Source organism: Arthrobacter sp. R1-13, from assembly GCF_054161475.1.
In genome coordinates this window covers 4,383,582-4,408,569 of record NZ_CP096420.1, presented here as the reverse complement: position 1 = coordinate 4,408,569, position 24,988 = coordinate 4,383,582, and the positions used below count along the sequence as shown (strand labels likewise).

23 protein-coding genes and 1 pseudogene are annotated in these 24,988 nt (G+C 62.1%); 10 read left to right on the top strand and 14 right to left on the bottom strand.

Going from position 1 to position 24,988, the window contains the following annotated elements:
- Nucleotides 1-5 precede the first annotated feature (5 nt).
- On the top strand, nt 6-806 hold the full coding sequence (locus M1D88_RS20360) for an IclR family transcriptional regulator domain-containing protein (protein ID WP_458112515.1): 801 nt from the start codon (nt 6-8) through the stop codon (nt 804-806).
- 35 nt (nt 807-841) lie between these two features.
- On the opposite strand, the gene M1D88_RS20355 is transcribed toward M1D88_RS20360, so the two are convergent.
- The 7 genes from M1D88_RS20355 to M1D88_RS20325 all read right to left on the bottom strand — a co-directional run bounded on the left by M1D88_RS20355 (nt 842) and on the right by M1D88_RS20325 (nt 8,808).
- The gene (locus M1D88_RS20355) at nt 842-1,501 is read right to left on the bottom strand and encodes a hypothetical protein (RefSeq protein WP_458112514.1); all 660 of its coding nucleotides are present in this window, start codon (nt 1,499-1,501) and stop codon (nt 842-844) included.
- A 56-nt stretch (nt 1,502-1,557) separates the two neighbouring features.
- On the bottom strand, nt 1,558-2,994 hold the full coding sequence (locus M1D88_RS20350) for a glycoside hydrolase family 32 protein (RefSeq protein ID WP_458112513.1): 1,437 nt from the start codon (nt 2,992-2,994) through the stop codon (nt 1,558-1,560).
- A gap of 126 nt (nt 2,995-3,120) precedes the next feature.
- On the bottom strand, nt 3,121-4,167 hold the full coding sequence (locus tag M1D88_RS20345) for a LacI family DNA-binding transcriptional regulator (RefSeq protein WP_458112512.1): 1,047 nt from the start codon (nt 4,165-4,167) through the stop codon (nt 3,121-3,123).
- Between the two features lie 15 nt (nt 4,168-4,182).
- Complete coding sequence (locus tag M1D88_RS20340) at nt 4,183-5,571, bottom strand: right-handed parallel beta-helix repeat-containing protein (protein ID WP_458112511.1); 1,389 nt, start codon at nt 5,569-5,571, stop codon at nt 4,183-4,185.
- A 27-nt stretch (nt 5,572-5,598) separates the two neighbouring features.
- On the bottom strand, nt 5,599-6,576 hold the full coding sequence (locus M1D88_RS20335; protein WP_458112510.1) for a carbohydrate ABC transporter permease: 978 nt from the start codon (nt 6,574-6,576) through the stop codon (nt 5,599-5,601).
- The gene (locus tag M1D88_RS20330; protein WP_458112509.1) at nt 6,576-7,463 is read right to left on the bottom strand and encodes a carbohydrate ABC transporter permease; all 888 of its coding nucleotides are present in this window, start codon (nt 7,461-7,463) and stop codon (nt 6,576-6,578) included. Before M1D88_RS20330 ends, M1D88_RS20335 begins: the two co-directional genes overlap by 1 nt.
- A 67-nt stretch (nt 7,464-7,530) precedes the next feature.
- Entirely contained in the window at nt 7,531-8,808 is a 1,278-nt protein-coding gene (locus tag M1D88_RS20325) for an ABC transporter substrate-binding protein (protein ID WP_458112508.1), read from the bottom strand.
- A 358-nt stretch (nt 8,809-9,166) separates the two neighbouring features.
- On the opposite strand from M1D88_RS20325, the gene M1D88_RS20320 reads away from it, so the two are divergent.
- The 3 genes from M1D88_RS20320 to M1D88_RS20310 are packed head-to-tail and all read left to right on the top strand — an operon-like array spanning nt 9,167 to nt 12,104.
- Nucleotides 9,167-10,408: a Re/Si-specific NAD(P)(+) transhydrogenase subunit alpha gene (locus tag M1D88_RS20320; protein ID WP_458112507.1), complete on the top strand. Its 1,242-nt coding sequence runs from the start codon at nt 9,167-9,169 to the stop codon at nt 10,406-10,408.
- Nucleotides 10,408-10,734, top strand: a complete 327-nt coding sequence (locus M1D88_RS20315) for an NAD(P) transhydrogenase subunit alpha (RefSeq protein WP_458112506.1) — start codon at nt 10,408-10,410, stop codon at nt 10,732-10,734. Before M1D88_RS20320 ends, M1D88_RS20315 begins: the two co-directional genes overlap by 1 nt.
- On the top strand, nt 10,731-12,104 hold the full coding sequence (locus M1D88_RS20310) for an NAD(P)(+) transhydrogenase (Re/Si-specific) subunit beta (RefSeq protein ID WP_458112505.1): 1,374 nt from the start codon (nt 10,731-10,733) through the stop codon (nt 12,102-12,104). The genes M1D88_RS20315 and M1D88_RS20310 overlap by 4 nt, the downstream gene beginning before the upstream one ends.
- Nucleotides 12,105-12,147: 43 nt before the next feature.
- On the opposite strand, the gene M1D88_RS20305 is transcribed toward M1D88_RS20310, so the two are convergent.
- A complete protein-coding gene (locus M1D88_RS20305) occupies nt 12,148-12,393 on the bottom strand; it encodes a hypothetical protein (protein WP_458112504.1) in 246 nt (81 codons plus the stop codon).
- 211 nt (nt 12,394-12,604) lie between these two features.
- Here M1D88_RS20305 and M1D88_RS20300 point away from each other — a divergent pair, with 211 nt between their 5' ends.
- Both M1D88_RS20300 and M1D88_RS20295 read left to right on the top strand, forming a co-directional pair.
- Nucleotides 12,605-13,531 (top strand): diacylglycerol/lipid kinase family protein, encoded by a 927-nt coding sequence (locus M1D88_RS20300; protein ID WP_458112503.1) that lies wholly within the window; start codon nt 12,605-12,607, stop codon nt 13,529-13,531.
- Nucleotides 13,532-13,780: 249 nt separating this feature from the next.
- Nucleotides 13,781-15,160, top strand: coding sequence for an EAL domain-containing protein (locus M1D88_RS20295; protein WP_458112502.1), 1,380 nt, complete (start codon nt 13,781-13,783; stop codon nt 15,158-15,160).
- Nucleotides 15,161-15,253: 93 nt separating this feature from the next.
- Here M1D88_RS20295 and M1D88_RS20290 read toward each other — a convergent pair whose 3' ends face one another.
- The 4 genes from M1D88_RS20290 to M1D88_RS20275 form a co-directional block, all read right to left on the bottom strand.
- A complete protein-coding gene (locus M1D88_RS20290) occupies nt 15,254-15,712 on the bottom strand; it encodes a DUF4383 domain-containing protein (protein ID WP_458112501.1) in 459 nt (152 codons plus the stop codon).
- 150 nt (nt 15,713-15,862) lie between these two features.
- Nucleotides 15,863-16,747 (bottom strand): ACT domain-containing protein, encoded by an 885-nt coding sequence (locus M1D88_RS20285; protein WP_458112500.1) that lies wholly within the window; start codon nt 16,745-16,747, stop codon nt 15,863-15,865.
- A 105-nt stretch (nt 16,748-16,852) separates the two neighbouring features.
- A complete protein-coding gene (gene mscL, locus M1D88_RS20280) occupies nt 16,853-17,284 on the bottom strand; it encodes a large conductance mechanosensitive channel protein MscL (protein ID WP_458112499.1) in 432 nt (143 codons plus the stop codon).
- 136 nt (nt 17,285-17,420) lie between these two features.
- Complete coding sequence (locus M1D88_RS20275; protein ID WP_458112498.1) at nt 17,421-17,933, bottom strand: glutathione peroxidase; 513 nt, start codon at nt 17,931-17,933, stop codon at nt 17,421-17,423.
- 125 nt (nt 17,934-18,058) lie between these two features.
- Here M1D88_RS20275 and M1D88_RS20270 point away from each other — a divergent pair, with 125 nt between their 5' ends.
- The 4 genes and pseudogenes from M1D88_RS20270 to M1D88_RS20255 form a co-directional block, all read left to right on the top strand.
- Entirely contained in the window at nt 18,059-19,042 is a 984-nt protein-coding gene (locus M1D88_RS20270; RefSeq protein WP_458112497.1) for an ABC transporter ATP-binding protein, read from the top strand.
- A gap of 19 nt (nt 19,043-19,061) precedes the next feature.
- Entirely contained in the window at nt 19,062-20,216 is a 1,155-nt protein-coding gene (locus M1D88_RS20265) for an ABC transporter permease (RefSeq protein ID WP_458112496.1), read from the top strand.
- Nucleotides 20,213-21,391 (top strand): ABC transporter permease, encoded by a 1,179-nt coding sequence (locus tag M1D88_RS20260; RefSeq protein ID WP_458112495.1) that lies wholly within the window; start codon nt 20,213-20,215, stop codon nt 21,389-21,391. Before M1D88_RS20265 ends, M1D88_RS20260 begins: the two co-directional genes overlap by 4 nt.
- Nucleotides 21,392-21,409: 18 nt before the next feature.
- A pseudogene (locus M1D88_RS20255) lies at nt 21,410-21,967 on the top strand (FAD-dependent monooxygenase); the annotation flags it as partial.
- 54 nt (nt 21,968-22,021) lie between these two features.
- Here M1D88_RS20255 and M1D88_RS20250 read toward each other — a convergent pair.
- Entirely contained in the window at nt 22,022-23,809 is a 1,788-nt protein-coding gene (locus M1D88_RS20250) for an ABC transporter permease (protein ID WP_458112494.1), read from the bottom strand.
- Nucleotides 23,806-24,945 carry an ABC transporter ATP-binding protein gene (locus M1D88_RS20245; protein ID WP_458112493.1) on the bottom strand — a complete coding sequence of 380 codons (1,140 nt, stop codon included), beginning with the start codon at nt 24,943-24,945 and terminating at the stop codon, nt 23,806-23,808. The genes M1D88_RS20250 and M1D88_RS20245 overlap by 4 nt, the downstream gene beginning before the upstream one ends.
- Between the last annotated feature and the right edge of the window lie 43 nt (nt 24,946-24,988).

The following is a 24,988-nucleotide window of genomic DNA, read 5'->3' as shown; positions in this document are numbered from 1 at the left end:
TAACCATGACCGACCCAGCAGCGCCCCCACCGGCCAGCGACCAGTACGTGCAGTCGCTCGCACGCGGGCTGGCCGTCATCCGTGCGTTCGACACCGACCATCCGCTGATGACCCTCACCGAGGTGGCAGCGCGCACCGATCTGACACGCGCTACGGCCCGCAGGTTCCTGCACACCCTGGTGGAGCTCGGATACGTGCGTACCGACGGCAAGACATTCGGGCTCACGGCTCAGGTGCTGCAGCTCGGCTATGCCTACCTGTCAGGCCTGTCCCTGCCGCAACTTGCCCAGCCCCATCTGGAGGAGTTGTCGCTCAAACTGGGGGAGTCGACGTCGGCTGCCGTCCTTGACGGGACGGACATCGCCTACATCGCGCGGGTCACCACCCGCCGGATCATGAACGTGGGCATCACCGTGGGCACCCGCTTCCCCGCCTACGCGACGTCGATGGGCCGCGTCCTCCTGGCTGCCCTGCCGCCGGCCAAGTTGCAGGAGTACCTGGCGGCGGCCGAAATCCGGCCATTGACGCCTCGGGGAGTCGGCACCAAGCAGGAACTGCTGGGGGTGCTTGACACGGTCCGGGCCCAGGGGTGGTGCCTTCTGGACCAGGAGCTTGAAATGGGCCTGATGTCTGTCGCAGCGCCTGTGTATGACGGACCAGGCAAGGTAGTGGCCGCCGTCAACGTTTCCCTGCAGGCACAGGCCGTGGCGGCCCAACCCGACCCCGACGCTTACCTGGATTCTGTGCGCCAGGAGATCGTGGAGACCGCCAAGCTCATCTCGGCTGACCTTTCGGCCAAGCACTAGCCACCTGCTGCCGCCCTGAGGGGCGGCTCACGGGACTACTTCCTGGTCTCCGCGAACATCCTTCGAAGCGTGAAAAAGCATCCGAGGGCACCGAGGAGCACAGCCACAAGGAAGTCCAGCTTGTAGGTTTCCACCAGGTCAGCGTTTGTCGTCAGGTTGTATCCGAGGAGCTCCCAAGCCTGAGGATCCAGGAGCATGGCAAAGGGAGATGCGCCGCCCATGAACTGAGCCATGTCCAACCACATACCTCCCACGAACGAGACCAGGACAGTAATCAGTGTTACGGCTGCAACAACCCAGACACCATTCCGACTGAAGCTTCCGCTGCCCAGCACGTACATACGGGCTGCACCTGCGGCTGCCACAAAACCGACGATCGAGGCCATAAGGCCTACGTTCCACAGGATCAGCCAAAGGATGACGCCGGCAGGAATGGCGACAAGCGAAAACAACGTCCCACGGACCACGTCTTCCCTGGGTGCCTGGGGGGCGGGCGGTGCGGTCCTGCCTGGAATGACTCCCTGCTGGTACTCCCCATAGTTCTGGAGACCGGCAGTCTGCTCGTTTTGGAAACCGGAGGAGTGTTCAGCTGTAGCAGGGTCTTGAGGCAGCCTTTGTCCATACTGCGGGCGTGGCGGTGTGTGACCGGATCCCTGTTCCGGTTTGGTCGCTTCGAAGTCCGCCCGCTCTTGCATGAATCCCCCAAATTTCGGTGTTACCTCAACAAATTCCGCTCATTGTTCCACGCGATTTAGGACTTGGCGATGGGCAGTCTGGAACCAACGGATTGTGACGCGCCAACTCGGGGGACGGTTGCATGCTGGGGCCTTGTGGAAGGGGCAAAGGACGCATCGGACGGCCGTTTCAGGATCTTGAGTTGTGGGGGCTGAAGGAGCCCGGTTGCCGAGAGCAGGAGGGGGCCTTCGAGGAACGGCAGCGGCACAGCCACCAATCCACTATGCGTCGATACCTCGAGCAGACCTTGGTCGATGATGGCTCTTATGTGGTTTCCATCGGGAAGGGGGATACGCACATCCCTGAAGGCAGCATTGTCCGGGACATTGAGGATGAGCGAGTTTCCTGCATGCCTGATGGTTGCAACCGTCTTTTCGCCGGCCTTGAATTCAATGGCGGTCCGTTCTCCGGAGATCCAGGTGAAATCCGCTCCACCGGCCAACAGTGCGTCCGAGGATTCAGGATCATTGCCGGCTTGGTGCACTGAGACCGCGTAGGCTTCCAGATCCTGATGCGGGGTTGCAATCAGCGTGTCGTCCTCCAGCGTAAGTGTGTGGGGGATACTCAGCGCGCTGGCCCACTTCCCGTCCTGGCTGATGACCCCTCGGATCCAGAAGATCAGGGCTGGTTTTCCTTCCTTGTCGCGGAAAAACGAGGGAGCGTAGTACCCGGGACCGTACGTCAGCTGTTTCCAGGTGCGTGCCGTGAAGACGCCGTCACTGTAGGACCCCACGCCGTAGGCCACGTAGTGAAGGACGTCGTCCTCCCACACCGATGTCACCAGGACGTGGACGCCGTCAATTTCAAACAGCTGCGGGCACTCCCACATGGTTCCGGTCCAGGCCTGGTCCGTTTCTGAGGTCTGATCCCGTTCTGAACCGGGCCTTTCTGAGCCGGGCCGTTGGGCGGCGATGCCGTCGAGTTCCCACTTGTCCAAGTCGTGCGAGCTGTAGGAGATCGCCGCTCCGATTCCGCCTTCGAGCCCGGCCCCTACAAACATCCGCCACTTGTTCCCGTCCCTGAACACGAACGGATCCCGGTATGCCACGAGGCCCATATCCGGAGCCTTGATGACTGCTGGGCCCTTCGTCCAGTGGTTCCAGCTGTCGTCGTCGGGGATGGCTGAGCGGATAGTCCCGATCCCTATTCCCGGCTCCTGTACTGAGGTGTAGAAGAGCTTCGAACGGCCCGAGGCGTCGGTGGCGATGGATCCGGACCAGATTCCGTCATCGCCGTCCCCGGGCGCCAGGGCTATTCCTTCCTCAGTCCAAATGACTAGGTCGGGCGAAGTGGCGTGGCCCCAGTGGCAGTTGGACGCCCACGTGGTCCGGCCGGGGACGTACTGATAGAAGAGGTGGTATTTTCCGTCCTTCCAGGTCAGGCCCAGCGGGTCATTGATCCAGCCTGCGTCGGTGGTGAAGTGGAATTGGGGACGGGGATCTTGCTCGATCATGGCGTTCCTTCTTGTTTCTGGTCTCCGGCGGCATCTTTGGCCCCGGCTCGTAGACATGCAGAGATAGTCGGGCGTCCGAGGAGGTCCGTCCGAAGGGTCTTGCTGACTGCTAACTGCTGAGTGCTGTTAGCGGAGCGGTGGCCCCGCTACGGATTTCCGTACTACCAGCGGGCATCCCAGCACGGTCGGGTGGGCTGCGAATAAGGCCAGGTCTGTTTTGCCTTCGATGGCATCAATGAGGTTTCCAGTTGCCCATGCCCCCATTTCGTAATGCGGGAGCGCGACCGTGGTCAGGGCTGGATGGAGGTTTTCGGCGATGAGCGCCTGGTTGTCGAAGCCGACAAGGGAAAGGTCGTCAGGAATTTTCAGGCCAAGTTCTCCTGCTGCCCGATAGGCTCCCATGGCCATGCGGTCGTTGTAGCAGAAGATCGCGGTGGGCCGGTCCTTCCGTTTCAGCAGCCTCAGGGTCGCCTGGTAGCCGCCGGGCACTTCCGACTCTTCGGCCTCAACAAGATCGGGATGGAAGGTCAGGCCGGCCTCCGAGAGCGTGCTCTGGAAGGCCTCCAAACGCGAGTGGGTGGCGGGGACGTCGTCGGTGTTGATGATCATTCCGATCCGCTCGTGGCCGGCCTCGATCAGCGTCCTGACGGCTGCTGTGGCTCCTCCGAATTCGTCCGGGATAACTGAGGAGATTGAGCGGTTGATGTCCTCGGAGTCCACAAGGATCGCGGGGACGCCACGCAGGTTGTCCGGTACTGCCAGTTTGCGGTGGTACATGGTGGCATACAGGACCCCATCCACTTGTCCCTTCAGCATTGCTGCTACGTCAGCCTGGCGGGATTCGTCTGTGGCAGTGCTGGAGGTATTGATGATCATGAGGTTGTAGCCGCGCCGCCGGGCAGTCTCCTCCGCACCCAGAATTATCCGTCCGGCGTGGGGTGTGGTGGCGATTTCTTCGCTGATGAATCCGAGCATGCCGGAGCGCTGGGTACGCAGCGCCTGCGCCATGCGGTTTGGGTCGTACCCGAGTTCTCCCGCAACCGCTTTTACCCGTTCACGGGTTAGCGGGCTGACGCGGGCGTAGCCAACGTCATTGAGCACGTGGGAGACGGTGGTTACAGAGACCCCGGCCGCGGCTGCCACATCCTTGATACCGACTGATCTATTGGTCATTGGTCTCCCACGTCCTCATAGTGTTGGTACTGATCCTACGGTCGGCTTATCCGCATGTGCCGCCTCGAAACCGACAGTGGGTGTTGCCCTGAAGGCGTTAACAGTCCTGTCTGCGATAACTTGGGCCTCACTTCCGGAATCGAGGATCGTATTCCGAGCTGATTCGGAATCGACCATGACGGCGGTAACGGCGAGGCCGTCCGAAGCCTCGGTCGTCAAAAGAGCGTCTACCTGCGCCGAGAAGCAGGAGTCACTTGACTTGGATTGAACGTCCATCGCCACCACGTGGTTGTTGGAGACGAAGTTGCCAACCCCCGCCCTCAGCCGGATGATGACAGGCGTCGCCCCTGTGGGCCGGATGCTTTGGGAGTCCAGGATCTGCGAGAAGTGGTTGCCGACGACTGAGTTGTTGCTGCCGTTGACACAGAGAAGTCCGTAGAGGTCGTTCAGCCCGTTGTCGACTCCCAGGAAGGGCGTCCAGGGCTCGTGGTCACGCAAGAAGTGATTCGTGGCCACAAGGTTCTCTGAACTGTTTGCTGCGAGAATCAGCATCCCGGGGTAGAACGAATGAAAACGGTTGTTGGCGACGCTTGAACGCGTGACGCCGTCGAAATGGACGCTGCTCGCACCACGGGGGAAGACGTTGTTCGCGGTTATCAGGAGCCCGCCATGCTTCTCGGCGTAGATTGAGTGACCCTTGAAGCCAGCTCCGATTAAGTTGTCGGTGATCTTTGATGCCTGTCCCCACCCGCGCAGTTCGATACAGCTTCCGCATTCAGCGATGAAGTTGTCATGAATGGAAAGCGCGTCCGCGTGGTAGATAGTGAGAGCATTCTCAAGGTAGACGAACCCCATGCCGGTTATGCGGAATGAGTCATTGGCGTTCGCCACAAAGATGCCGGTCTTGCCGTTGACGTACGTGTTCTCCGGATGCATCCCGGATCCATCCGGGTTGAAGTGCAACCCGTCGACGCAGAAGTTGGAGAACTCGACCGAGCTGATCCGCGGGCTCCCGCTTCGCTCAACATAGAAGGCGGCTCCCTTGGATTCATCCCCGTCTCTGTCGAGGGGAATGTCGACGAGAATGCGACTCCCTCCCGGCCACAGCTCATGCAAGTCGGGCCATTGGTCTTCGGGAACGTTGAACCGGATGCTCGAGGACGTAAAGCCGTGTCCCGAGCCATGGATCCTCAGGAAGCTGATGTCGATCACCACCTGCGTCCGGAGGCGGTAGTCCCCGGGCGGAATGTAGATTACCGCGCCTGGCTTTCCTCCATCCTTCGCAGCAGTGACCGTCTGCCGGTCCTTGATGTCAGCGATGATGCTGTTGATTACTTCGCCGACGTCCTCGAACGGATTGCCGACTGGCCACGTAGTTACGTCGTAGTAGTTGTTGCTTGACATAGGTACTTCCCCTTGTGTTGTGGTTTCTTAGCCCTTGACGGCGCCGAGTGTCATGCCGGCGACGATCTTGCGCTGCAAGAGAAGCGTGAGAAGGATGACGGGGATCGAATAGACGGCAGCCAGGGCCGTCATGGATCCCCAGTCCAGCCCGAACTGGGTCTGGAAGTTCGCGATGACCACCGGGGTTGTCTGGGACCTGATGGCTGTCATCAGGAGTGCGAACAGGAACTCGTTCCAGGACGCGAGGAAAGCGAAGATCGCCGTGACCGCAATGCCCCCGGACACCACCGGAATGACCACCCGCCACAGCGCGCCAAGCCGGCTGCAACCGTCCACGGTGGCCGCCTCTTCAAGGTCCTGCGGCACGGCCTCAAAGAAGCTGGACATAAGCCAGATCGAGAGCGGGAGGGAGATGGTGGTGTGCGCGATCGACAGCGCGATGGGCGTATCCGCAAGTCCCGCCGTCGCCATCATGGAAGCCAGCGGGATACCGATGGCAACCGGCGGCACCATACGGGTCACCAGCGCAGCCATGATGAACACCCGGCCACTCGGGGTCTTGTACCTGGTGATCCCATAGGCCGCCGGCACCGCCAGGACCAGGGACAGTGCCGTGCTGATGATGGCCGTCTGGGTGCTGTTGATGAAAGAAGCGAGCACCCCGCTGCGTCCCAGAGCGTTGGTGTAGTTCTCCAGCGTCCAGTCCTTGGGCAGGATGGTCGGCGGCACAGCAATGGTGTCGATCGGAGTCTTGAAGGAGGTGAACAGCAGATAGAGGAACGGGAACCCATACAGCACCATGGCTATCGCGAGGAGAATCCAGAGCAAGGTCCTGGTGCTGCGCTTGCCCGCTTCGAGGCCCTCCGCGTGGTGGCGCGGGCGGCGCGCCTTGCCTCCCCCTGCCTCTGTTTGGTTTCCGTGACCCTTCCGGGAAGCGATGGATGCCGGTGGCAGAGCGGTTTCCAGTGCGCGGGTGCCGCCAAGGCGTGAGTCTGCGATGCTCATCAGTTGTCCTTTCCTGGCCGCCAGATGGTGGCGACGGCGAAGAAGGCGACGCCGAGCATGGCCAGCAGGTAGATGGTGCCCATGGCGCTTGCCAGCCCCGGATCGCCGAAGCGGATCATGGTGCGGTAGATCAGCAGGCTCATGGTTTCCGAGGCGGACTGCGGACCGCCGTTGGTTTGAATGAGGATGGTGTCGAAGGCCCTGGCGGCATCAATGCCGCGCACCACAAGGGCGACGGCGATGACGGGCCGGAGCAGGGGAAGGATGATACGGAAGAGCAAGGCCGGTGCCCGCGCCCCGTCCAGCCGGGCCGCCTCGATGAGGTCTCCGGGGATGTTCTGCAGTCCCGCAAACAGCACAAGGCACATGAACGACGTCGTCAGCCAGATGTCCGGAATCGCCACCGAGAAGAGCACGATATTCGGGTCCGAGAGCCAGCCGATCTGGTTGGGGTTCTGCAGTATTCCGGCCTGGTGCAGGAGCGTCCCGATCAGTCCGAAGTTGTCGATCATGAGGAACTTCCAGAGCAGGCCTGCCACGATCGGGGCAATCATCAGGGGGTACAGGAAGACGGTCCGCCAGATCTGGGAATTGCGGCCGAGCATGGTGAACAGCAGGGCCATACCCAGACCGAGGGCGAATTCGAGGGTAACCACTATGAGGGTGTAGGCGAGCGTGCGCCAGCCGGCTCCCATGAATGCCTCTGAGGCGAAGGCACGGAAGTAGTTGTCCAGCCCCACGAAATCACGGGATCCGCCAGCCATGGGCGAGATTTTGAAGAAGCTGTCTGTCACAAGACGGAACAGCGGGTAGGCCACGAATACTGCGAGGAACACAGCCGCCGGGGCCATGAGGAACATTGCGAAGCGGCGATCGGAGATGCGCACGGTTTTCTCTTCCGCTGGTTGGGGCCGCGGCCGGCACTGGCGGAAGCCAGGTGCCGGCCGCGGGGTCTTACTTAAGGAGGTCCTGGATCTGCTTCTTGGCATCGGCCAGGAGGGCTGTGGAGTCCCCGCCGGCTACAGCTTTTTGCAGGAGGGGCACCAGAACGGTGTCAACGATCTGCTGCCACTTTTCAGTCGCCGGACGGGTGGCAGTGGCCTTCCCGTTGAGGGTCTCGATCAAAGGGCCGAAGCTTTCATAACCGGGCTGGTCCTGGTACTTCTCGAAGGCTGAGATGCGCGAGGCCAAGCCAAGGCTGGACTGAATGCCGAGGTCGTTGTGGTCGTAGGCGCACTTGATGAACTTCTTGGCGTTGTCCGTGTTCTTGGTGGCCTTGGGAACCGTCAGGTACCACGGGCCGGGAACACCTGCTACACCAGCGCTGCCGCCGATCATCGGAGCTGTACCAACCTTGCCGGCCACCGGGGAGTCCTTGGGGATCTGCCGGTAGGCGTGGGCCCAGAAGCGCGTCATGGCCGTCTTGCCCTGGTTGAACAGGTTCTGGGCGGCTGCCCAGTCAACCTGTGCTGCGCCCGGAGGGGCGGACGACGCAAGGCTGGTGTAGAAGTCCAGGGCTTCCTTGTGTGCTGCGTTGTCTATGACGACGTTGTTGTTTTCGTCCAGCACCATGGGGGAACCCGCCTGGAGGACGTGGGCCAGCCATTCGGTCTCCACCCCGCCCTTCACGTCGGTTCCATACATCCCGTCCTTGGTGAAGAACTCCGAGACTTCCTGGTACTGCTTCCATGTGGTGGGCGCGGCCAGATCGTAGCCGTACCTGGCCTTGAAACCGGCCTGGTTCTGCGGGTCCTCGAACAGGTCCTTCCGGTAGAGGATGATTTCGGCGTTGGTCCAGGCGGGCATGCCAATGAAGTGGCCATCAACATTCGCTTCCTTGACGAGGGCCGGGAAGATGTCCTTTTTGGCCTCGTCGGTGAAGAGTTCGTCGATGGGCTGGACCGCGTCCTTGAAGCTGGGCAGCCAGACGGAGTCCAGGGCGGCGACGTCAAAGGAGACGTTGCCGGAGGAGAACTCGCTGGAAAGCCTGTTGAACATGCCGTCGTAGGGGAGTTCGACGAAGTTGACGTCTATCCCGGCGTCCTTCTTGCACTGCTCGGCGACACCGGTCAGTTCGGCGTGGCCGCCGGCCTCCACCAGGACGTTCACGGTGCTGGCGGCGCTGCCCGACGACGTCGGGCCCCCAGCGCCGCAGCCGGCGGCTGTAAGTGCGACGGCGGTGCAGAGGCCGCCAATAGTGGCAAACCTGTTGATGGTTTTTCGAGTGGACATCGCTGTCGACTCACTTTCTCTGGGGAACGGAAAATTCAGAAGAGGAGGGAGGAACGCTGACAAATCGTTTTGGTAAAACGACTTGGCACTAAGAGTAAGCGTCGCTTCCGGAGAGTGTCAAGGGTCACATTTGGCACTGCCCTGTCAAAGCTGATGAGCCCGGGCCCCCTGAAGGAACCGGCAGTACCTTCCCGCAAATCCCCAATTTGAGGGAATTACCTTTCTCTTCGCGCCAAGCGGACCCAAGGGGCCATAGACTCGTGCCAACCACGTGCAGCAGTGTTGCTCCGCAAGGCGTCCGCCCCAAGGCGAAGAGCCAGGAGGTCCGCCGCTGCACTCGTCGGAAGGGGTGTGGCGGGTGAAGCTAGGAATACCGCGGGAACGCCGGGATGGAGAGCGGCGGGTGGCGGCGACGCCGGAAACGGTGAAGCAGCTGACGGGCCTTGGTCTCGACGTGTTGGTAGAGGCGGGGGCCGGAATGGCTGCCGGACACAGCGACGACGATTACCGCCAGTCCGGAGCCCACATCATCCCCGAGCTGGGCCTTGCCGAAGTGGATGTCTACGCCCACGTGCGCCCGCTGGGATCGGCAACGGCGCAGAGCCTCAAACCTGGAGCAATCACGGTTGGTCTTGCCTCGCCGTCGTCGGAGCTTCCCACAGTCCAGGCGCTCGCGGCAGCCGGGGTGACCTCCTTCGCGCTTGAACTGGTGCCGCGCATCTCGCGCGCCCAATCCATGGACGCCCTCTCTTCCCAGGCCCTGGTGGCCGGTTACCGCTGCGTTCTTGAGGCGGCGATGCGCCTTCCCCGCTTTTTTCCGCTGTACATGACCGCGGCCGGAACAATCCCTCCGGCCCGCGTGCTGGTGCTCGGCGTCGGGGTGGCCGGACTCCAGGCCATCGGCACCGCAAAGCGCCTGGGTGCCCGCGTTTCGGCCAACGACATCAGGCCTTCCTCTGCGGAGGAAGTCACGTCCATGGGAGGCACGTTCATCAAACTGGATCTTGAAACTGCGGAGGCGTCCGGGGGCTACGCCCGGGAGCTCAGCGCCGATCGCGGCGCCCTGCAACGCCAGTTGTTGGCCCCGCACGTGGCCCAGTCAGATGTACTGATCACGACGGCGGCAGTCCCCGGACGGCGTGCCCCTCTCCTGGTGACCCGGGAAATGGTGCAGGGCATGCGCCCCGGCTCCGTCGTCGTCGACCTCGCGGCTGAGTCTGGCGGAAACGTGGAGGGCTCCGTTCCCGGAGAGGATCTCCAGGTTCCCACCGCAGATGGCCAGGGAGCTGTCATTGTGGTGGGCATGAAGGATGCGGCGTCCGCAATGCCGGCAGATGCGTCACGGCTCTACGCCAAGAATGTGGCGAACCTGCTGGCCCTGATGACGAAGGACGGCGTTGTGGCGCCGCACTTTGAGGATGAGGTCCTGGCAGCTTCCTGCCTGACGCACGACGGCGTTGTGCGGCACGAGCCGACCGCCCAAGCGCTGCATCTGCTCGCCTTGGAGAGCGCCCCCGCACCCAACGTCCCTTCGCCAAACGCAGCCTCGCCGAATGTCGCTTCGCAAAACGCCACTTCGCGAAATGAGGGGGTGTCCTGATGGATCCGATCAGTTTGCTCACCATCACGGTGTTGGCGGTTTTTGTGGGCTTCGAAGTGGTTTCCAAGGTTTCCAGCACCCTGCATACCCCGCTGATGTCGGGGGCCAACGCCATCCACGGCATCATCCTGGTGGGCGCCATCATCGTTGCCGGCCAGGCCGCCGACCCTTGGGTGCTCGCGGTGGCCCTGCTCGCAGTAGTCCTGGCCACAGCCAACCTGGTGGGCGGCTTTGTGGTGACGGACCGCATGCTGGAAATGTTCCGGGGACGTAAGAAGGCGGGCCTGGAGAAACCCGGTACAGCAAACCGGGAGGTCCAGAAGTGATTCTGCTCGATCCTGTATGGACGGCGCTGCTGTATCTGGCTGCTGCTGTTTTCTTTATCCTCGCGCTCAAGGGCCTCAACTCCCCCCGCACTGCCCGCCAGGGAAACCTCCTCGGCGCCTTCGGGGCGCTGGTGGCGGTCATCACCGTATTCCTCTCGGCAAGACTGGACAACGTTCCCTGGATCCTTGGTGCCATTGCCGTCGGCACAGCTGTGGCCGCGCCAGTTGCCCGTCGCGTGCAAATGACCCAGATGCCTCAGCTCGTGGCCCTCTTCAACGGGGTGGGAGGCGGTGCCGCGGCGCTCGTTGCGCTTCTGGAACTGGGACATGCCGGGGAATCCTGGGTGCGCCTGGCGGTTGCCTTCACTTTGCTGGTGGGTGCCGTCTCCTTCGCCGGCTCGGCCATTACGTTTGCCAAGTTGCAGGAGCTAATGACCACCCGGCCGATTGTGTTCCCGGGCCTGCCGGTGCTGATGGCCGCTGTGCTGATCGCAGCGCTGGGCGCCGCTACCGCCGTTGTACTGACCGGTTCGTTGGCGCTGGCGTTGATACTGATGGTGCTGGGACTGGCTGCAGGTGTTCTGCTGGTGCTTCCGGTGGGTGGGGCGGACGTCCCCATCGTCATTTCGCTGCTGAACGCCTTCACCGGCCTCGCCGTCGCGGCCAGCGGACTGGTGCTGGGCAACGTTCTTCTCCTCGTCGCCGGTACGCTGGTGGGCGCCTCGGGTACCATCCTCACCCGGGCCATGGCCGCAGCGATGGGCAGGAGCGTAGCAGGCATCCTCTTCGGGGCATTCCGCGGAGGCTCGACGGCGGGTTCGACGACGGCGAGTGACCGGCCGGTCCGGTCCTCCAGTGCCGAGGACGTCGCTGTGCTGCTGGGCTACGCGCAACGCGTGATCATCGTTCCCGGGTACGGCCTGGCCGTTGCCCAGGGGCAGCACACGGCAGCGGAACTGGCCCAAGCCCTTGAGGCCCGCGGCATCCAAGTGGACTTCGCCATCCACCCCGTGGCAGGACGCATGCCCGGACACATGAACGTCCTCCTCGCCGAGGCCAACGTTCCGTACGAGTCGCTCAAGGAAATGGGCGAGATCAACTCCGAGTTCAGGACTGCCGATGTCGCTTTGGTGGTGGGAGCGAACGATGTAGTCAACCCGGCAGCCAAGACTTCCTCGGGCTCGCCGATCTACGGCATGCCCATCCTCGAAGTCGCCGACGCGCGGCAGGTGGTCTTCCTCAAGCGCTCCATGCGCCCCGGCTTTGCCGGCATCGAAAATGACCTCATGTTCGAACCGCAGACAACCCTGCTGTTCGGGGACGCCAAGGAATCCCTCACCAAGGTGCTCGGCGCAGTCAAGGGGCTCTAAAAGTCACGACGCTTTATGTGGCCTTCGCCGGAGTGACCGCGTTTCAGTCCTGGTGGTTGGCTCGATCCCCCGAGAACTGTGTGGACACCGTGATTAGAACGCCGTCGGGATCGTCCCTGATGGTGAGGCACAGTTCCCTGTCCACCACCGAGGCGTGGATGTCTTCGCTTCCCTCCGGAGCGAGCTGCTCAGCAAGCCTCGTTACTGCCCGGGCCATGGCCCGGCCCCAATCATGCGGGTCCCTGCTGTTCGCCTCGGCCTCTGCTGAAATGTTCTCCGCTTCGGTCATGCTCCGCCGCCTTCCGCATTGCTTTCACGGCCCCCCAGGAGTATCCCGGACAGGCCGGAGTCTTCCATAACGTAGCCAGCCTATGGGTCGAAGGGGTGGAGCGTCCACGACCCCGCGCCGCTGCTGCCTATCCCGGCCAATCCCCGATACGATTTCAGTTCGGGGCTTTCCCGTCGCCATGCGGCGAAGACGCCACTCTTTCAAGGACGCTATGACAGCCACTAACGCCATCCCCACTCTGCGGGCAGCCGTCGTCATCAACCCTGCAAAATCTGTCGGCCCGGAGTTACGCGGTTCCATTTTCAGGCTGTGCGAGACCCAGGGATGGGCCGAGCCGCTATGGCTGGAAACCACCGTCGAGGACCCCGGGGAAGGCCAGACGCGGGAAGCGCTGGAAGCAGGAGTCGACGTCGTTATTGCCGCAGGTGGTGATGGTACCGTCCGCTGTGTGGCCGAGATCCTTGCAGGCAGCGGGATTCCGCTGGGACTGGTGCCGCTGGGCACCGGGAACCTGCTGGCACGGAACCTGGGCATCAACATCACGGATCCGGTAGCCGCCGCCTACGATGTGCTGAACGGCACCGAGCGAACGGTGGACGTGATCCGAACCAACCTGGACGGCTCCGCCGACCGGCAGGTTTTCCTGGTGATGGGCGGCCTGGGCTATGACGCAGCGATTATGGCGGACACCATCGATGTTTTGAAGGACAGGATGGGCTGGCTCGCCTATGTAGAAGCCGGCATCCGGAAGCTTCCCGGAAAGCCTGTGCGCGCCAGGATCAGCATGGACGGAAAGCATCCCGTGCGGCGCCGCATCCGCAGTGTGATGATCGGCAATTGCGGAAGGATTATGGGCGGTGTGGAGATATTCCCCGAGGCCAAGGTGGACGACGGCGCCCTGGACCTCCTGATCCTCGCGCCACGCGGCCGCCTGGGTTGGCTGGGTGTGGTGACGGGCATCTTCGGCCGGAACAAGCGCACGAACACCTCGGTGGAATACTTCCAGGGCAAGTCTGCCGAAATCACCTTGGAGCACGAACAGGAATTCCAGCTCGACGGGGACCACGTCGGCACGGGTAAGCACCTCGCAGTGGCCCTCGAGCCTGCGGCGCTCAAGATCAGGATGATGAACGACTGAGGGACAGCGGTGCTTGCGAAGGTGTCCAGGTACTAGGGCTGGTGATGTCCAGGACTTCGGAGTCGCGGGATGAGCTTCGGTCGCCGCAATGAGGACTTGTGAGGACGTTTTTGCCCAGCATGCGGACGGCTGTCCTGCTAGATAGCTTCGGCATCCGAGATGATGGCGGGCAGAGCGGATGTTCGGGGCAGGGCATTTTCCTTCCCTATTATTTGTCGTCGTGGGTTTATCCTGTGCAAGGGGGTAAACATGCTGGCGTCGCGCAGTAACAGGTTTCTGTCCTTTGTCGGCAGCCACTTGCTGGTGAGCGTTTTATGCGTTCAGGTCGCGTTCACTGTCGCGATTCTGACCTTGCTGGGCTCTGGACATTTGGTTTCGCTGGATTCTCCTGCGCTGCGGGGGCTTCTGGGTTCCGTGGCGGGATTGCTGATCCTTTTGGCACTCCATGCCGCGTGGCGCGACAGGAGGGCCCGGCATGGTGAGAGATCCAGGGCCGAGGGTCTTTCGGATCTTATGGACTCCGTGCTGCACCCCCGCCGGGAATGGTGGTGGGCTATGGATGAGGCCGGAACGTTCACTTTCTCCAGCAGCGCCTCGCTGGATCTCCTGGGCTACGCTCCTTTTGAGCTGGAAGGGCAACCGGCGAGCATTGTGATCGACCTGGACGATCTGGCCAAGGCCCGCCAATCCGTCGCCGCTGCCCTGGCACCTGATGGTTCCAGCTGGTCCGGAGTCGTTGTAAGGTGCCGGCACCGGGACGGGACCCCGTTATGGATGGAGGTATCAGGACACACCCGCCCGACAATCCACGGCGCCAACACAGGATTCGAAGGCGCATGCAGGCCTCTGCGCCCGCAAACCGAGCGGGTGCTGGCTCTGGAGCGCACCAGGGGACGGATCGAGCAGGTGCTAAGGGAACGGACGTTCCTCACGGCCTTCCAACCCATTCACGAACTCGCCACGGGTAGGGTCGTCGGAGTCGAGGCGTTGGCGCGCTTCGTGGACGATGAGGGCGGCAGCCCGGAGCGCTGGTTTTCCGAGGCTGCGACGGTGGGTCTGGCCGCCGATCTGGAGTTCGCAGCCCTGGAATCAGCGCTTGCCGCCGCGACCGGGCTGCCATCCCACCTGTATGTGGCACTTAATCTTTCACCGGAGACCTGCCTGGATCCGCGGCTGCCGGGGTTTCTCGCCAGATCAGGTATCAGTGCGGACCGGTTGGTGCTGGAACTGACCGAAAACCTGGCCGTAGCAGCTTATGCCCCGCTTGTCGCGGCGCTGGCACCGCTCCGCTCGCGCGGTTTGCGGATAGCGGTCGACGACGCCGGCGCGGGTTTCGCCTCCATGCGCCATATCCTCCACCTGCACCCGGACATCATCAAACTCGACAGGAGCCTCATCGCCGGAATCGATCAGGACCCCGGCCAGCGCGCCCTCGGCGCGGCAATGGTGGAATTCGCACAACGGATCCGGGCGCACCTCATCGCTGAGGGCATCGAGAGCGAAGCTGAGTTGGCCGCGGTGACAGGGCTGGGGATGTACGCCGGTCAAGGGTACGTGTTGGGTCGGCCCACAGCCGATCCTCAGAAATGGGTCACCTGGGAAGCTGTGCAAGGACGGGACACGGCCTGAAGCGTCCCTTCCCGTCTGGGGCAGTAAAAAGCCTTGGTGGCCGGTTCCCCGGCCACCAAGGCTGGCAATGTACATTCAATGGTGCACGTGTTCTTAGCCGCGGGCTGAGGTGCGGGTTGCTGTCACGCTGCGCGCCAGGACAACGCCCAAGGCGACCATGGCCAGACCCAAGATGAGGTGCAGCCAGTCGTCGGCGTCATTAAACGGAACGAAGTTGGCGTTTGAATCATGCGGCACTACCAGGCCGTAGAGCCAGAGGACCAGGTAAAGAGCGCCGCCGCCGATCAGGTAGTTCCGGGCTTGGGTGGCGCTCCGTGCCATAACGATTCCTGCCACACCGAACAGCAGATGGACGATGTTATGGAGAATGGAAACCTGGAAGATGCCCAGAAGCAGAGCCTCTGAGCCGGGTCCCGCTGCTCCGAGGGCCGCGTAGTTGCTGGTAACACCGGGGATGAATCCCAAGATGCCCACCAGCAAGAACACTGCTCCTACCACCATTGCTGCCGTCTGGATGGTTGTCCGGCGACCTGTCTGGTTGGTATTTACCATGATGTTCTCCTGCCTTATACGGCAACTGTTTAACAGATGTTGCGTTGCAGGGTGCCACGCTCCGGTTCGGCCGATCTACGTCGCATCCTTGAGATACATCATAAGTATGCTTATCAAATTACGGAAGTGTTTGGAGTAACGTTTTTAGCTCTACTTGACGGGCGATCTGTCAGGGCCATGGGCCAGGATTTCCGCCAGTTCAGCCAGCCGGTGGGCGCGGGCGGATTCCGCGGGGGTGAAGGGTTCGCCAGGCCTGGAGAAGATAAGCGGCCCATGCCACGCCGTCGGGATCTTCAAAGCAGTGCCGACAACCCGTGATCCGGATGCTGCACGCCCGGTTCCAGGTTCTGCAGGTGGTGTGTTTCCTCCGGGAGGGCCGTCCGTACTGACCACATGTGCCCGTAGCAGTTCGGCAACTGCCAAAGGAAGCTCGGCCGGGTTTGCAGCGATTCGCGAGGCGAGGCTGAGGGCTTTGGTCTGGCCATCAGCCATAGCCAGTGCGGTGGTGCGCCAAATATGCGGGTGTCGCCCGCCGGCCTCCCTCAAAGCCGCCAAAATCTCGGTTTCTCCCAGGTTTCCCGGCGCTGCCAGCACAAATTCATCGAGCACTCCGCCAGCGACGGGATGGACGTGAATGCTGAGGATGTTCGTGTCCAGTCTGGCCAGGGCACGGGTGACCTTCTGGAGCGAGCCCGGCTGGTCACGAAGTACGGTTCGTGCCCGCCACAGAGCCGGTGCCTCCACCAGCCGGCTGCGGTGGCGGAGGGCGGGGGCGTGAAGCCACTTCTTCAGGAGCCGGGCGGCCGAAGGCTCAGCTACCCAGATCACCAGGAAAGTAGCTGTGAAGGTCAGGACCAGGACCTTGGCAACGTATGGCAGATGGGTTTCCACAACGGCAGCGTGCACCAGGAGCTCGATGGGGAGCATCACTGCGATGTTGGCCAGGGTCAGCCGGGCTCTAGTAGGTTCAGGCATCTGGCCGCAGACCTCGCAGCTCAGGTCAGCCGGGAGCGGGATGTTCACCTTTGGCTTCATAAGCCCATACTGTCCGCTGGCTGTTTCGGCTGTATTGCCCCCGCGTAAGGATCAGCGGAAGGTTTCGCAGCCCTTGCTTCCGCCGCCGGCGTCTATGGACACCGGTTAGCGGGAGTTCTCGCTGCTGCGGTCAGCTTCCGCCATTTTCGTCAGCAGATCGCGGATCTCGGCCAGAAGAGCGGTGTCTGCCGGGATCGGTTCCTCTTCGGGTTCCTCAGTGGCGAGGCGTTGCTTGACGAGGGAGTTGATCCTGTTCATGGGCGCCACAAAGATGAAATAGACCACGGCCGCCGTAATCAGGAAAGTCACTAACGCTGTGAGGACCCCGCCAATGTTGACGAACGTCTTGTCGTTTCCGGGCCAGATAGTGAAGCCCAGCCCTTCTGTCTCCACCCCGCCGGCCGCTGCAATGATCGGGTTAACAATGTTGGTGGTGAAGGCCGCAACCAGCGCTGTGAACGCTGTACCGACGACGACGGCGATCGACAGTTCGATGACATTGCCGCGAAGAATAAAGTCTTTGAACCCTTTGAACACGGGACCTCCAGTTGTGCGTAAATACCTCGGAATCAACCGATAGAAGATACCACTGCGAGGAAGGTTTGCTCGGCTTCGGGGCTCATCCGAAATCCTTCAGCGGAGTCTGTGAACGCATTGCCGGGTGCTTTTAGGCTCATCGGGGCTGGTGCCTGCAGTCATCCTCTGCGAGGGCAGTCTCGATGGCGTCGATGACCTCAGCTGAGTCGGGCTCAACGGTTGGAGCAAAGCGGGCCACTACGTCGCCGTCGCGGTTTACCAGGAACTTCTCGAAGTTCCACTTCACCAGGCCGGGGAGCACACCGCTCTTGAACTTGGTCAGCTCCGCGTAGAGCGGATGCTGGTCCTTGCCCCGGACATTCGACTTCACGGTCAATGGGAAGGTCACGCCGAAATTCCGCTGGCAGAACTCGGCGATTTCGCTGTCGTTGCCAGGCTCCTGGCCGGCGAACTGGTTGCAGGGGACCCCGAGGACCTCAAAGCCACGGTCCTTGAACTTTTCGTAGAGCGTCTCCAACCCCGTGTATTGGGGCGTAAATCCGCAGTTGGAGGCCACGTTGACCACCATCACCACGTTTCCCTCGAAACGGCCGAAGTCTGTCTGGGTTCCGTCGTTCAGGGTGAGGGGAGTGGAGTACAGGGATGTCACGGTCTGGGTCCTCGCAAAGTGGGTCTTACCGGAAATTCGTTGCCACCATCAGCCTAAGGGCTCAGACTGGGGGTTTCCTGCCAGATACTGGATGCTGGGAACGTCGATTAAAGGGGGCCGCCGGAGTGGGCGTCGCAGGAACAACTGATGCAGGACAAACTGAACCGCAAGCGACCGAGGTCCTCACCGTCCAAGGGTTGGCCAAGCGCTATGGGGACCTGGCCGCCGTCGACGGTGTCTCCTTCACCATCGCTCCGGGCGAAACCTTCGGCCTCCTGGGCCCGAACGGTGCAGGTAAAACAACCACCATCTCCATGATTGCCGGCCTGATTGCGGCCGACGCCGGTACCGTCACGGTCGCCGGAAAGGGGATGGGCCCAACCAAAACTTCTGCCAAGCGGCATCTCGGCCTGGTCCCCCAGGAGCTGGCGATCTATCCCGACCTGACCGGGAAGGAGAACCTGAACTTCTTCGGCCGGCTCCAGGGTTTGAACGGCAGGGACCTCTCCAGGCGTACGCAGGAGGTGCTGGAACTCATCGGCCTGGCCGATCGGGCCGGCGACCTCACCAAGAACTACTCTGGCGGGATGAAGCGCCGGCTCAACATCGGCATCGGCCTACTGCACCGCCCCACGCTGCTGATCCTCGATGAGCCGACTGTCGGCGTCGACCCCCAATCCCGCAATTCCATACTGGAAGCGGTGGAGGCGTTGTCTTCAGAGGGAATGGCTGTCCTGTACACGACGCACTACATGGAGGAAGCCGAGCGGCTCTGCGACCGGATAGCCATCATTGACGAGGGCAGCATCCAGGCAGAGGGGACGCGTGACGAGCTGATCAAGCTGACCGGCGGGGTGGACCGCATCAACCTTCATGGCAGCGGGAATTCCCCGGCCGCCGCCGCTGCCTTGCGGCTCGTTCCGGGAGTGCAGCACGTGGACGGCGACGGCTCAGCCCTCTCGCTGACCGTGCAGGATGGCCCGAGCGTCCTGGCTGGAATCGTCACTGGTGCAGGTAACGCCGGGATGTCGGTGACGTCGGTGGAAATCACCCGTCCGGACCTGGAATCCGTGTTTCTCCATCTCACCGGAAAGGCGCTCCGGGACTGATATGCGCCAGCTGTGGATCATGATTCTCAAAGACCTGAGGCAACGCGTCCGCGATAGGTCAGTCTTCGTTTTTTCACTCGTTGTTCCGCTCGCCTTGATGGGTGTGCTGAGCCTCGTCACTGGCGGTTTCGGCAGCGACGACCCCGGGCTGGAGCCTGTGACGGTTGCCGCAAGCGCCGTCAAAGATGACCAGTTGGCTAAAACCGTTCTGGACACCGTTGAGTCCCAGGAGGTAGTGGACGTTACTCTCAATAGGATGTCGGCCGACGACGCCCGTGCGGCCGCCCGGTCAGGGGCAGCCGACGTGGCAATCATCATCCCTGATGACTTCGGTGGCTCGCTCGGATCGGGGTCATCACCCACGGTGCAGGTGGTTCAGGGCGACGGCGCCGGGCTGGAAACGGACGTCCTCATCTCCGTGGTGGTTGGAGTTGTGGACCAGTTGCATGCCGCTTCCGTAGCAGCGGCCGCGGCGGGTTCTGCCGGACTTCCCCCTGAAGCAATTCCCGCAATCGGGAACCAGGCGGCGGCGGGAGCCCCTGCTCTGACCCTTAAGGAAGGGCAGGCCTCGGACGAGCAGCTTTCTTTCCAGGGAACACTGGTTGCCGGCCAGGCCGGCCTCTTCCTGATGTTTACCGTCGGTTTCGGAGTCCTGGGACTGCTGGCGGAGCGCGAGCAAGGCACCCTGGCGCGTCTGAAGTCCATGCCCCTCGGCCACGGAACCATCGTGGCGTCCAAGGCCGCCGTCGGGTTTATCCTCGGCGTGGCGGCCACCGGAGTGTTGCTGGTGACCGGATCGCTGCTGTTCGGAGTGGATTTCGGATCCCCTCTGGTGGTTGGTGCGCTGATTCTCAGCGTGGTGGCCGCGGCAACAAGCCTCACCTTCATCGTGGCCCGCATGGTCAGGACTGCCGAACAGGCGAATGTGGCGCAGTCCATCCTGGCCATGGTGCTGGGTATAGCAGGCGGGGCATTCTTTCCCATCCAAGGCTCCGGCTTTGCCCAGACGCTTTTGGACATCAACCCGGTTGGCGCGTTCATCCGCGGTCTGGGGATTTCCGCCGGCGGGGGCGGTTTGGCAGAGGTTAGTACTCCCATCGCTGTGATGCTGGTGTTCGCCGGGATCTGTCTGGTCATAGCCAGGATCATTCCGGACCGGGGGGCGCGGGCATGACGGCAGTGCTGGCGCTCGCGGGTGTGGAGCTGAAACGGTTCCTGCGGGACAGGTCAAACATCTTCTTTGTGTTCATCTTTCCGCTCATGCTGATCCTGCTGATCGGCTCACAGTTCGGAGCGGGTGCAGGGCAGTCTCGCGTAGCCATTTCGGGTTCCGGAACCTCGCTGGCGGAAGCCATCAAGACGAAACTCGAAGCAGCCGACGTCGACGTCACCTTCGCGGGCGCGGATGCCGTGCGGCAGGAGCTGAGCCGCGGCAGCACCGACGTCGGGCTGTTCATCTCAGAGGCGGCCGCTGCAGAGTTTGATGCCCGCGGGTCCGTAGTCGGGCGGCCCGCTGAGGTTGAGGTGGTGATGGGGTCGCAGTCCGGCGCGCAGGCAGTAATGCAACAGGTGCGTACGGCCATTCAATCGGTCAACGTGGAGCGCGGCCAGCTCGCAGCCCTGACCCACGCAGGCCTGCCGGCTGCGCAGGCGCGTGATGCGCTGGCTGCCGCCTCGCAGAGGCTCTCGGCCCCGAAAGTGGAGGTGGTGGATACCAGTGAAATCGCTCAGGAGTTCCGGGGCCTGGGCCAGTTCGACCTTGGAGCAGCCCAGCAGCTGCTGCTTTTTGTGTTCTTGAGTTCACTGACAGGCGCCACCACCCTGATCCAGGCAAGGAGACTTGGCGTGATCCCGCGGATGTTGGCAGCACCTGTTTCAAGCGGGCAAGCCATAGCCGGGCAGGCTCTGGGCAGGTTCGCTATTGCGCTGGTGCAGGGCGGCTACATCATGCTGGGCACTGCACTGCTCTTCGGTGTCCAGTGGGGCAGCATTGCACTGTCAGTGCTGGTTTTGGCGTTGTTCTGCACTGTTTCAGCGGCGGCGGCCATGGTGATCGGATCCGTGATGGACAACGACGGCGCTGCTTCCGGAGTGGGGGTCGGAGCGGGCTTGGTTCTGGCCGGTTTGGGCGGCTGTATGGTGCCTCCTGAACTGTTCCCTGAAACCCTCAGGACGGTCTCCTACATCACTCCACACCGGTATGCGTATGACGCGTTTGCTGAGATCCAGCGGCATGAAGGCGGATTAGGGGACATCCTGCCTCAACTCGGAGTGCTTGCGGCCATGGCGGTTGCGCTGTTGCTGCTGGGTTCCTGGCTGTTGCGCCGGAGCCTCAACAGATCCCTCTGACTCTCGTGAGGCAGGGTAGGGTTCGCCCTGATCAGCCAGCGCACTCCCACCGTTCAGCGCATGTACTTTCAGTGCGACCCAGACGAAAATGTGGCCGAGTGGAACGATGACCGCATCTGGGAGACCTTCCGCAACCGGGTGAATGGCAACGGGTTCACGCTCAAGGAGGGCCCGGTCATCGACAAAATGGTGCTGAAATTCCGCAGTTTCGTGCACACGCCCATACGCCATGGCAACCTCTTCCTGGCCGGGGATGCCGCCCACACCGTTCCCCCTACCGGGGCGAAGGGCCTCAACCTGGCGATCCACGACGTGAAGATGTTGTTCGAGGGGCTGGACAGCTATTACTCCCGTGGCTCCACAGAGCTGTTGGACTCGTACAGCAGCCGCGTCCTGGACCGTGTGTGGAAAGCCCAGCAATTCTCGTACTGGATGACTTCGATCCTCCATACCCCGGCGGACGCTGACGACTTTTCGCGCGCCCGCCAACTGGGGGAGCTTAACTCGGTGGTTTCCTCCCGCCACGGCCAGGCGTACCTGGCTGAGGCTTACACCGGCTGGCCGGGAGCAGCGTAGGGAGGCACCGCCGTCGGCGTTTTTCCCTTCCTCCCGCGCGGACGGGCGGTCTGGCTAGGGAGCAGCGCTGGAAACGGTGGCTGGAAGGGGGCTCTCGGACGTTGCTGGCGACGGCGGAAGTTCCTGCGGCGTACGGCCGGCCCGTCGGCGTGCCCGCCCGTACACGAGGTACATCGTGAGCCCTGTGATGACCATGAGGAGCACCGTATAGACGAAGGTGTTCGAGACCCCGTCCACCCCTTCGGCCCCGTCTGTGTTGGCCTTAATGATCAGTCCAAGCGGCTGGAAGAGCGGGTGGGCCAGGAAAATGGCGGTGTCATAGTCGTCCAGCATGCTGTTGAAGTTCAGTGCAGCGATGGCCGCGGCCGTGGGCAGGACAATCGGCAACAGGATACGGCGGAAGATGTACAGCGTCCTGGCTCCCATGATGGCGGCGGCCTCCTCCAGCGATGAGTTCACCGTGGTGAAAGTTGCCTTGAGCATCCTGAGCGTAAAAGGGATCTTGACGGTGACGAAGGCGATCAGCAGGATGACTGTGGTTCCGGTCAGGACGGCTCCGCCGACCAGGGGATTCGGATGGTCGTAGCTGATGATCAGGCCCAGGGCGAGGAGGGCTGACGGCAGGATCCACGGGATGTGCAGAAGGTATTCGAAGAGCGAGGTGAGCCAGTTCTGGTGCTTCTGGATCAGCCGCGCGACGAACAGAAGCCCTCCCACCGTGATGACGGCGGCCACGGCGCTGTAGACAATGCTGATTATGAACGGACGAAGGCCGGAAGGCTGGGTGAGCACCCTGACATAGTTCTCCAACGTGAGGCTGGACAGGGTCAGTTGGCCGGTTTGGATTGCTGCACTGTCGGCGAATGAATAAAGCACGATCAGGACAACCGGCAGGGTGTAGACGGCAAAGAGCAGATAAGCGGCCACGTGTACCAGGACGTTGGCCAACGGGTTGGTGATGGCCTGCTTCTCAAGCCGTGAGGACACCTTGGATAGTGAGAAGTAGGTGCCGCCCTTTTCCAGGCGGGTCATCACGGCAAGCATCAGAATAGTGGCCACACCAAGGATCACGGCGAGCAAGGCGGCGAGGTCCCGGGACGTGGGGCTGTTGGTGAAGGTCAGGATCATCGGCGTGATGGTCTGGAACTCCCGGCCACCCAGGACCTGAGGTGCGCTCAGGGCGCCCAATCCGGTCAGGAAGGACAGGATGGTAGCAGCAAACAATGTGGGCTTGAGCATTGGCAGGACGATCCGGCGGAGGATGGTCCAGGTTGAAGCGCCCATGTTCCTGGCGGCTTCAATGGTCTGGAAATCCACGCCTTTCAACGCGTTGGCAACAAAGAGCATGTGGTTGGTGGTGGTGGCAAAAGTCATGACTACCAGGACGGCAAAGAAGCCGGAGAACCAGCCCGCGTCCATCCCGGGGAACATGCCGGCGAGGAGAACCGTGACAATGCCCTTCTCGCCGTAGATGAACTTATAGCCGGCAGCGAGCACAATGCCGCCGTAGATGAAGGTGGTGGCGTAGCCCAGGAACAGGATCCGGGACCCGCGGATCTTGAAGTAGTGCGTCACCAGCACAATGAAGATCCCCACAATGTTCGTTGTGATGGAGAGCGCCACCGCCAACATGAAGCTGTTGCCGAGGGATTTCATGGCGCGCTCGGAGGACAGGAGCTTCTCAGCCGCCCGGCCGGAAAAGCTTCCGTCGGGGAAGAATGTTGCAATCAGCACGTTCGCATTTGGCCAGACAAGGAATGCGGCGATGAACCAGGTGAGCACCACGCCCACCACAATCACGAAGGGCGATCTCAGCATCGACCTCGCGGATGTTCCGCTCATGGCTGCGAGGTTGCCGACGTTGCCAGGACTGGATTTTCGATCCTGCTCCCCGTTTCCGGGTGATATTGGAGGATGTGTTCAGGCCTGAGATGGACAGTTACCCTGGCCCCGGACTCAGGCCGCCTGGTCCCGTCCTCCCGGACAATGATGCTCAATTCCGAACCGTGGGATGTCACGCGGTATCTGCTGTGAAGCCCGTGGTACGTCCGGGAGACCACGGTCCCTTCGAGCGCAACCGCTCCTTCGGGAACGGCTGCGCCAAAATCCGTGCCCAAGTCTGCGTATGCATCGGCGCCCGAGCCCGAATCACGGCGTGTGCCCGGTGCCAGCGAAGCCTTCTCCACCCGGACGTACGAGCGGGCATCAGGATCCAACCGGGTGCTGGACTGCCGGTTGAGTTCGCCGATGAATCCAGGCGTCAGCGCAGAACTGTCGCCGATGAAGTTGCAAACGAATTCTGTGGCGGACTCGTCGTAAATGGTCTGCGGCGTGCCCACTTGTTCCACCTTGCCCTTGTTGAACACTGCAACCCGGTCACTCATGGCCAGGGCTTCGTCCTGATCGTGGGTGACATAGACGGTGGTGATGCCGAATTCGCTTTGCAGGTCCTTGAGCTGTTGCCGCAACTGATGCCTGAGCTTGGCATCGAGGTTGGACAAGGGCTCGTCCAGCAGCAGGATCTTGGGCTGGAGCACCAGCGCCCGGGCCACCGCCACACGCTGCTGTTGTCCGCCTGACAGTTCCGCGACGTTCTTACTCAGCTGGGCATCTGACAGGTCAACCCGCCGGGCGATTTCGCGCACCATCCGGTCGCTGTCCGCCGGCTTTTCCTTGCGTACACGAAGGCCAAAGGCGATGTTCTCCCACACGCTCATGCTGGGAAACAACGCATAGTTCTGGAACACCATGCCCACCTGGCGTTTGTCGCTTGGCAGGCGGGTCACCGCCTTGCCGTCGACGTAGACATCTCCCGCAGACGGTTCGATGAACCCCGCCAAGGTACGCAACGCCGTCGTTTTTCCGCAACCGGAGGGCCCCAGCAAGGTAAAGAATTCCCCTTGTTTCACGTCCAGCGTCAAACCGGGGATGGCGACGAAATCTCCAAAGGTAACTTCGATATTGTCCAAGCGGATCATGCCAAGCCTGTCTGGAAGGAGTGTGTTCGAGGACGTAGAAACC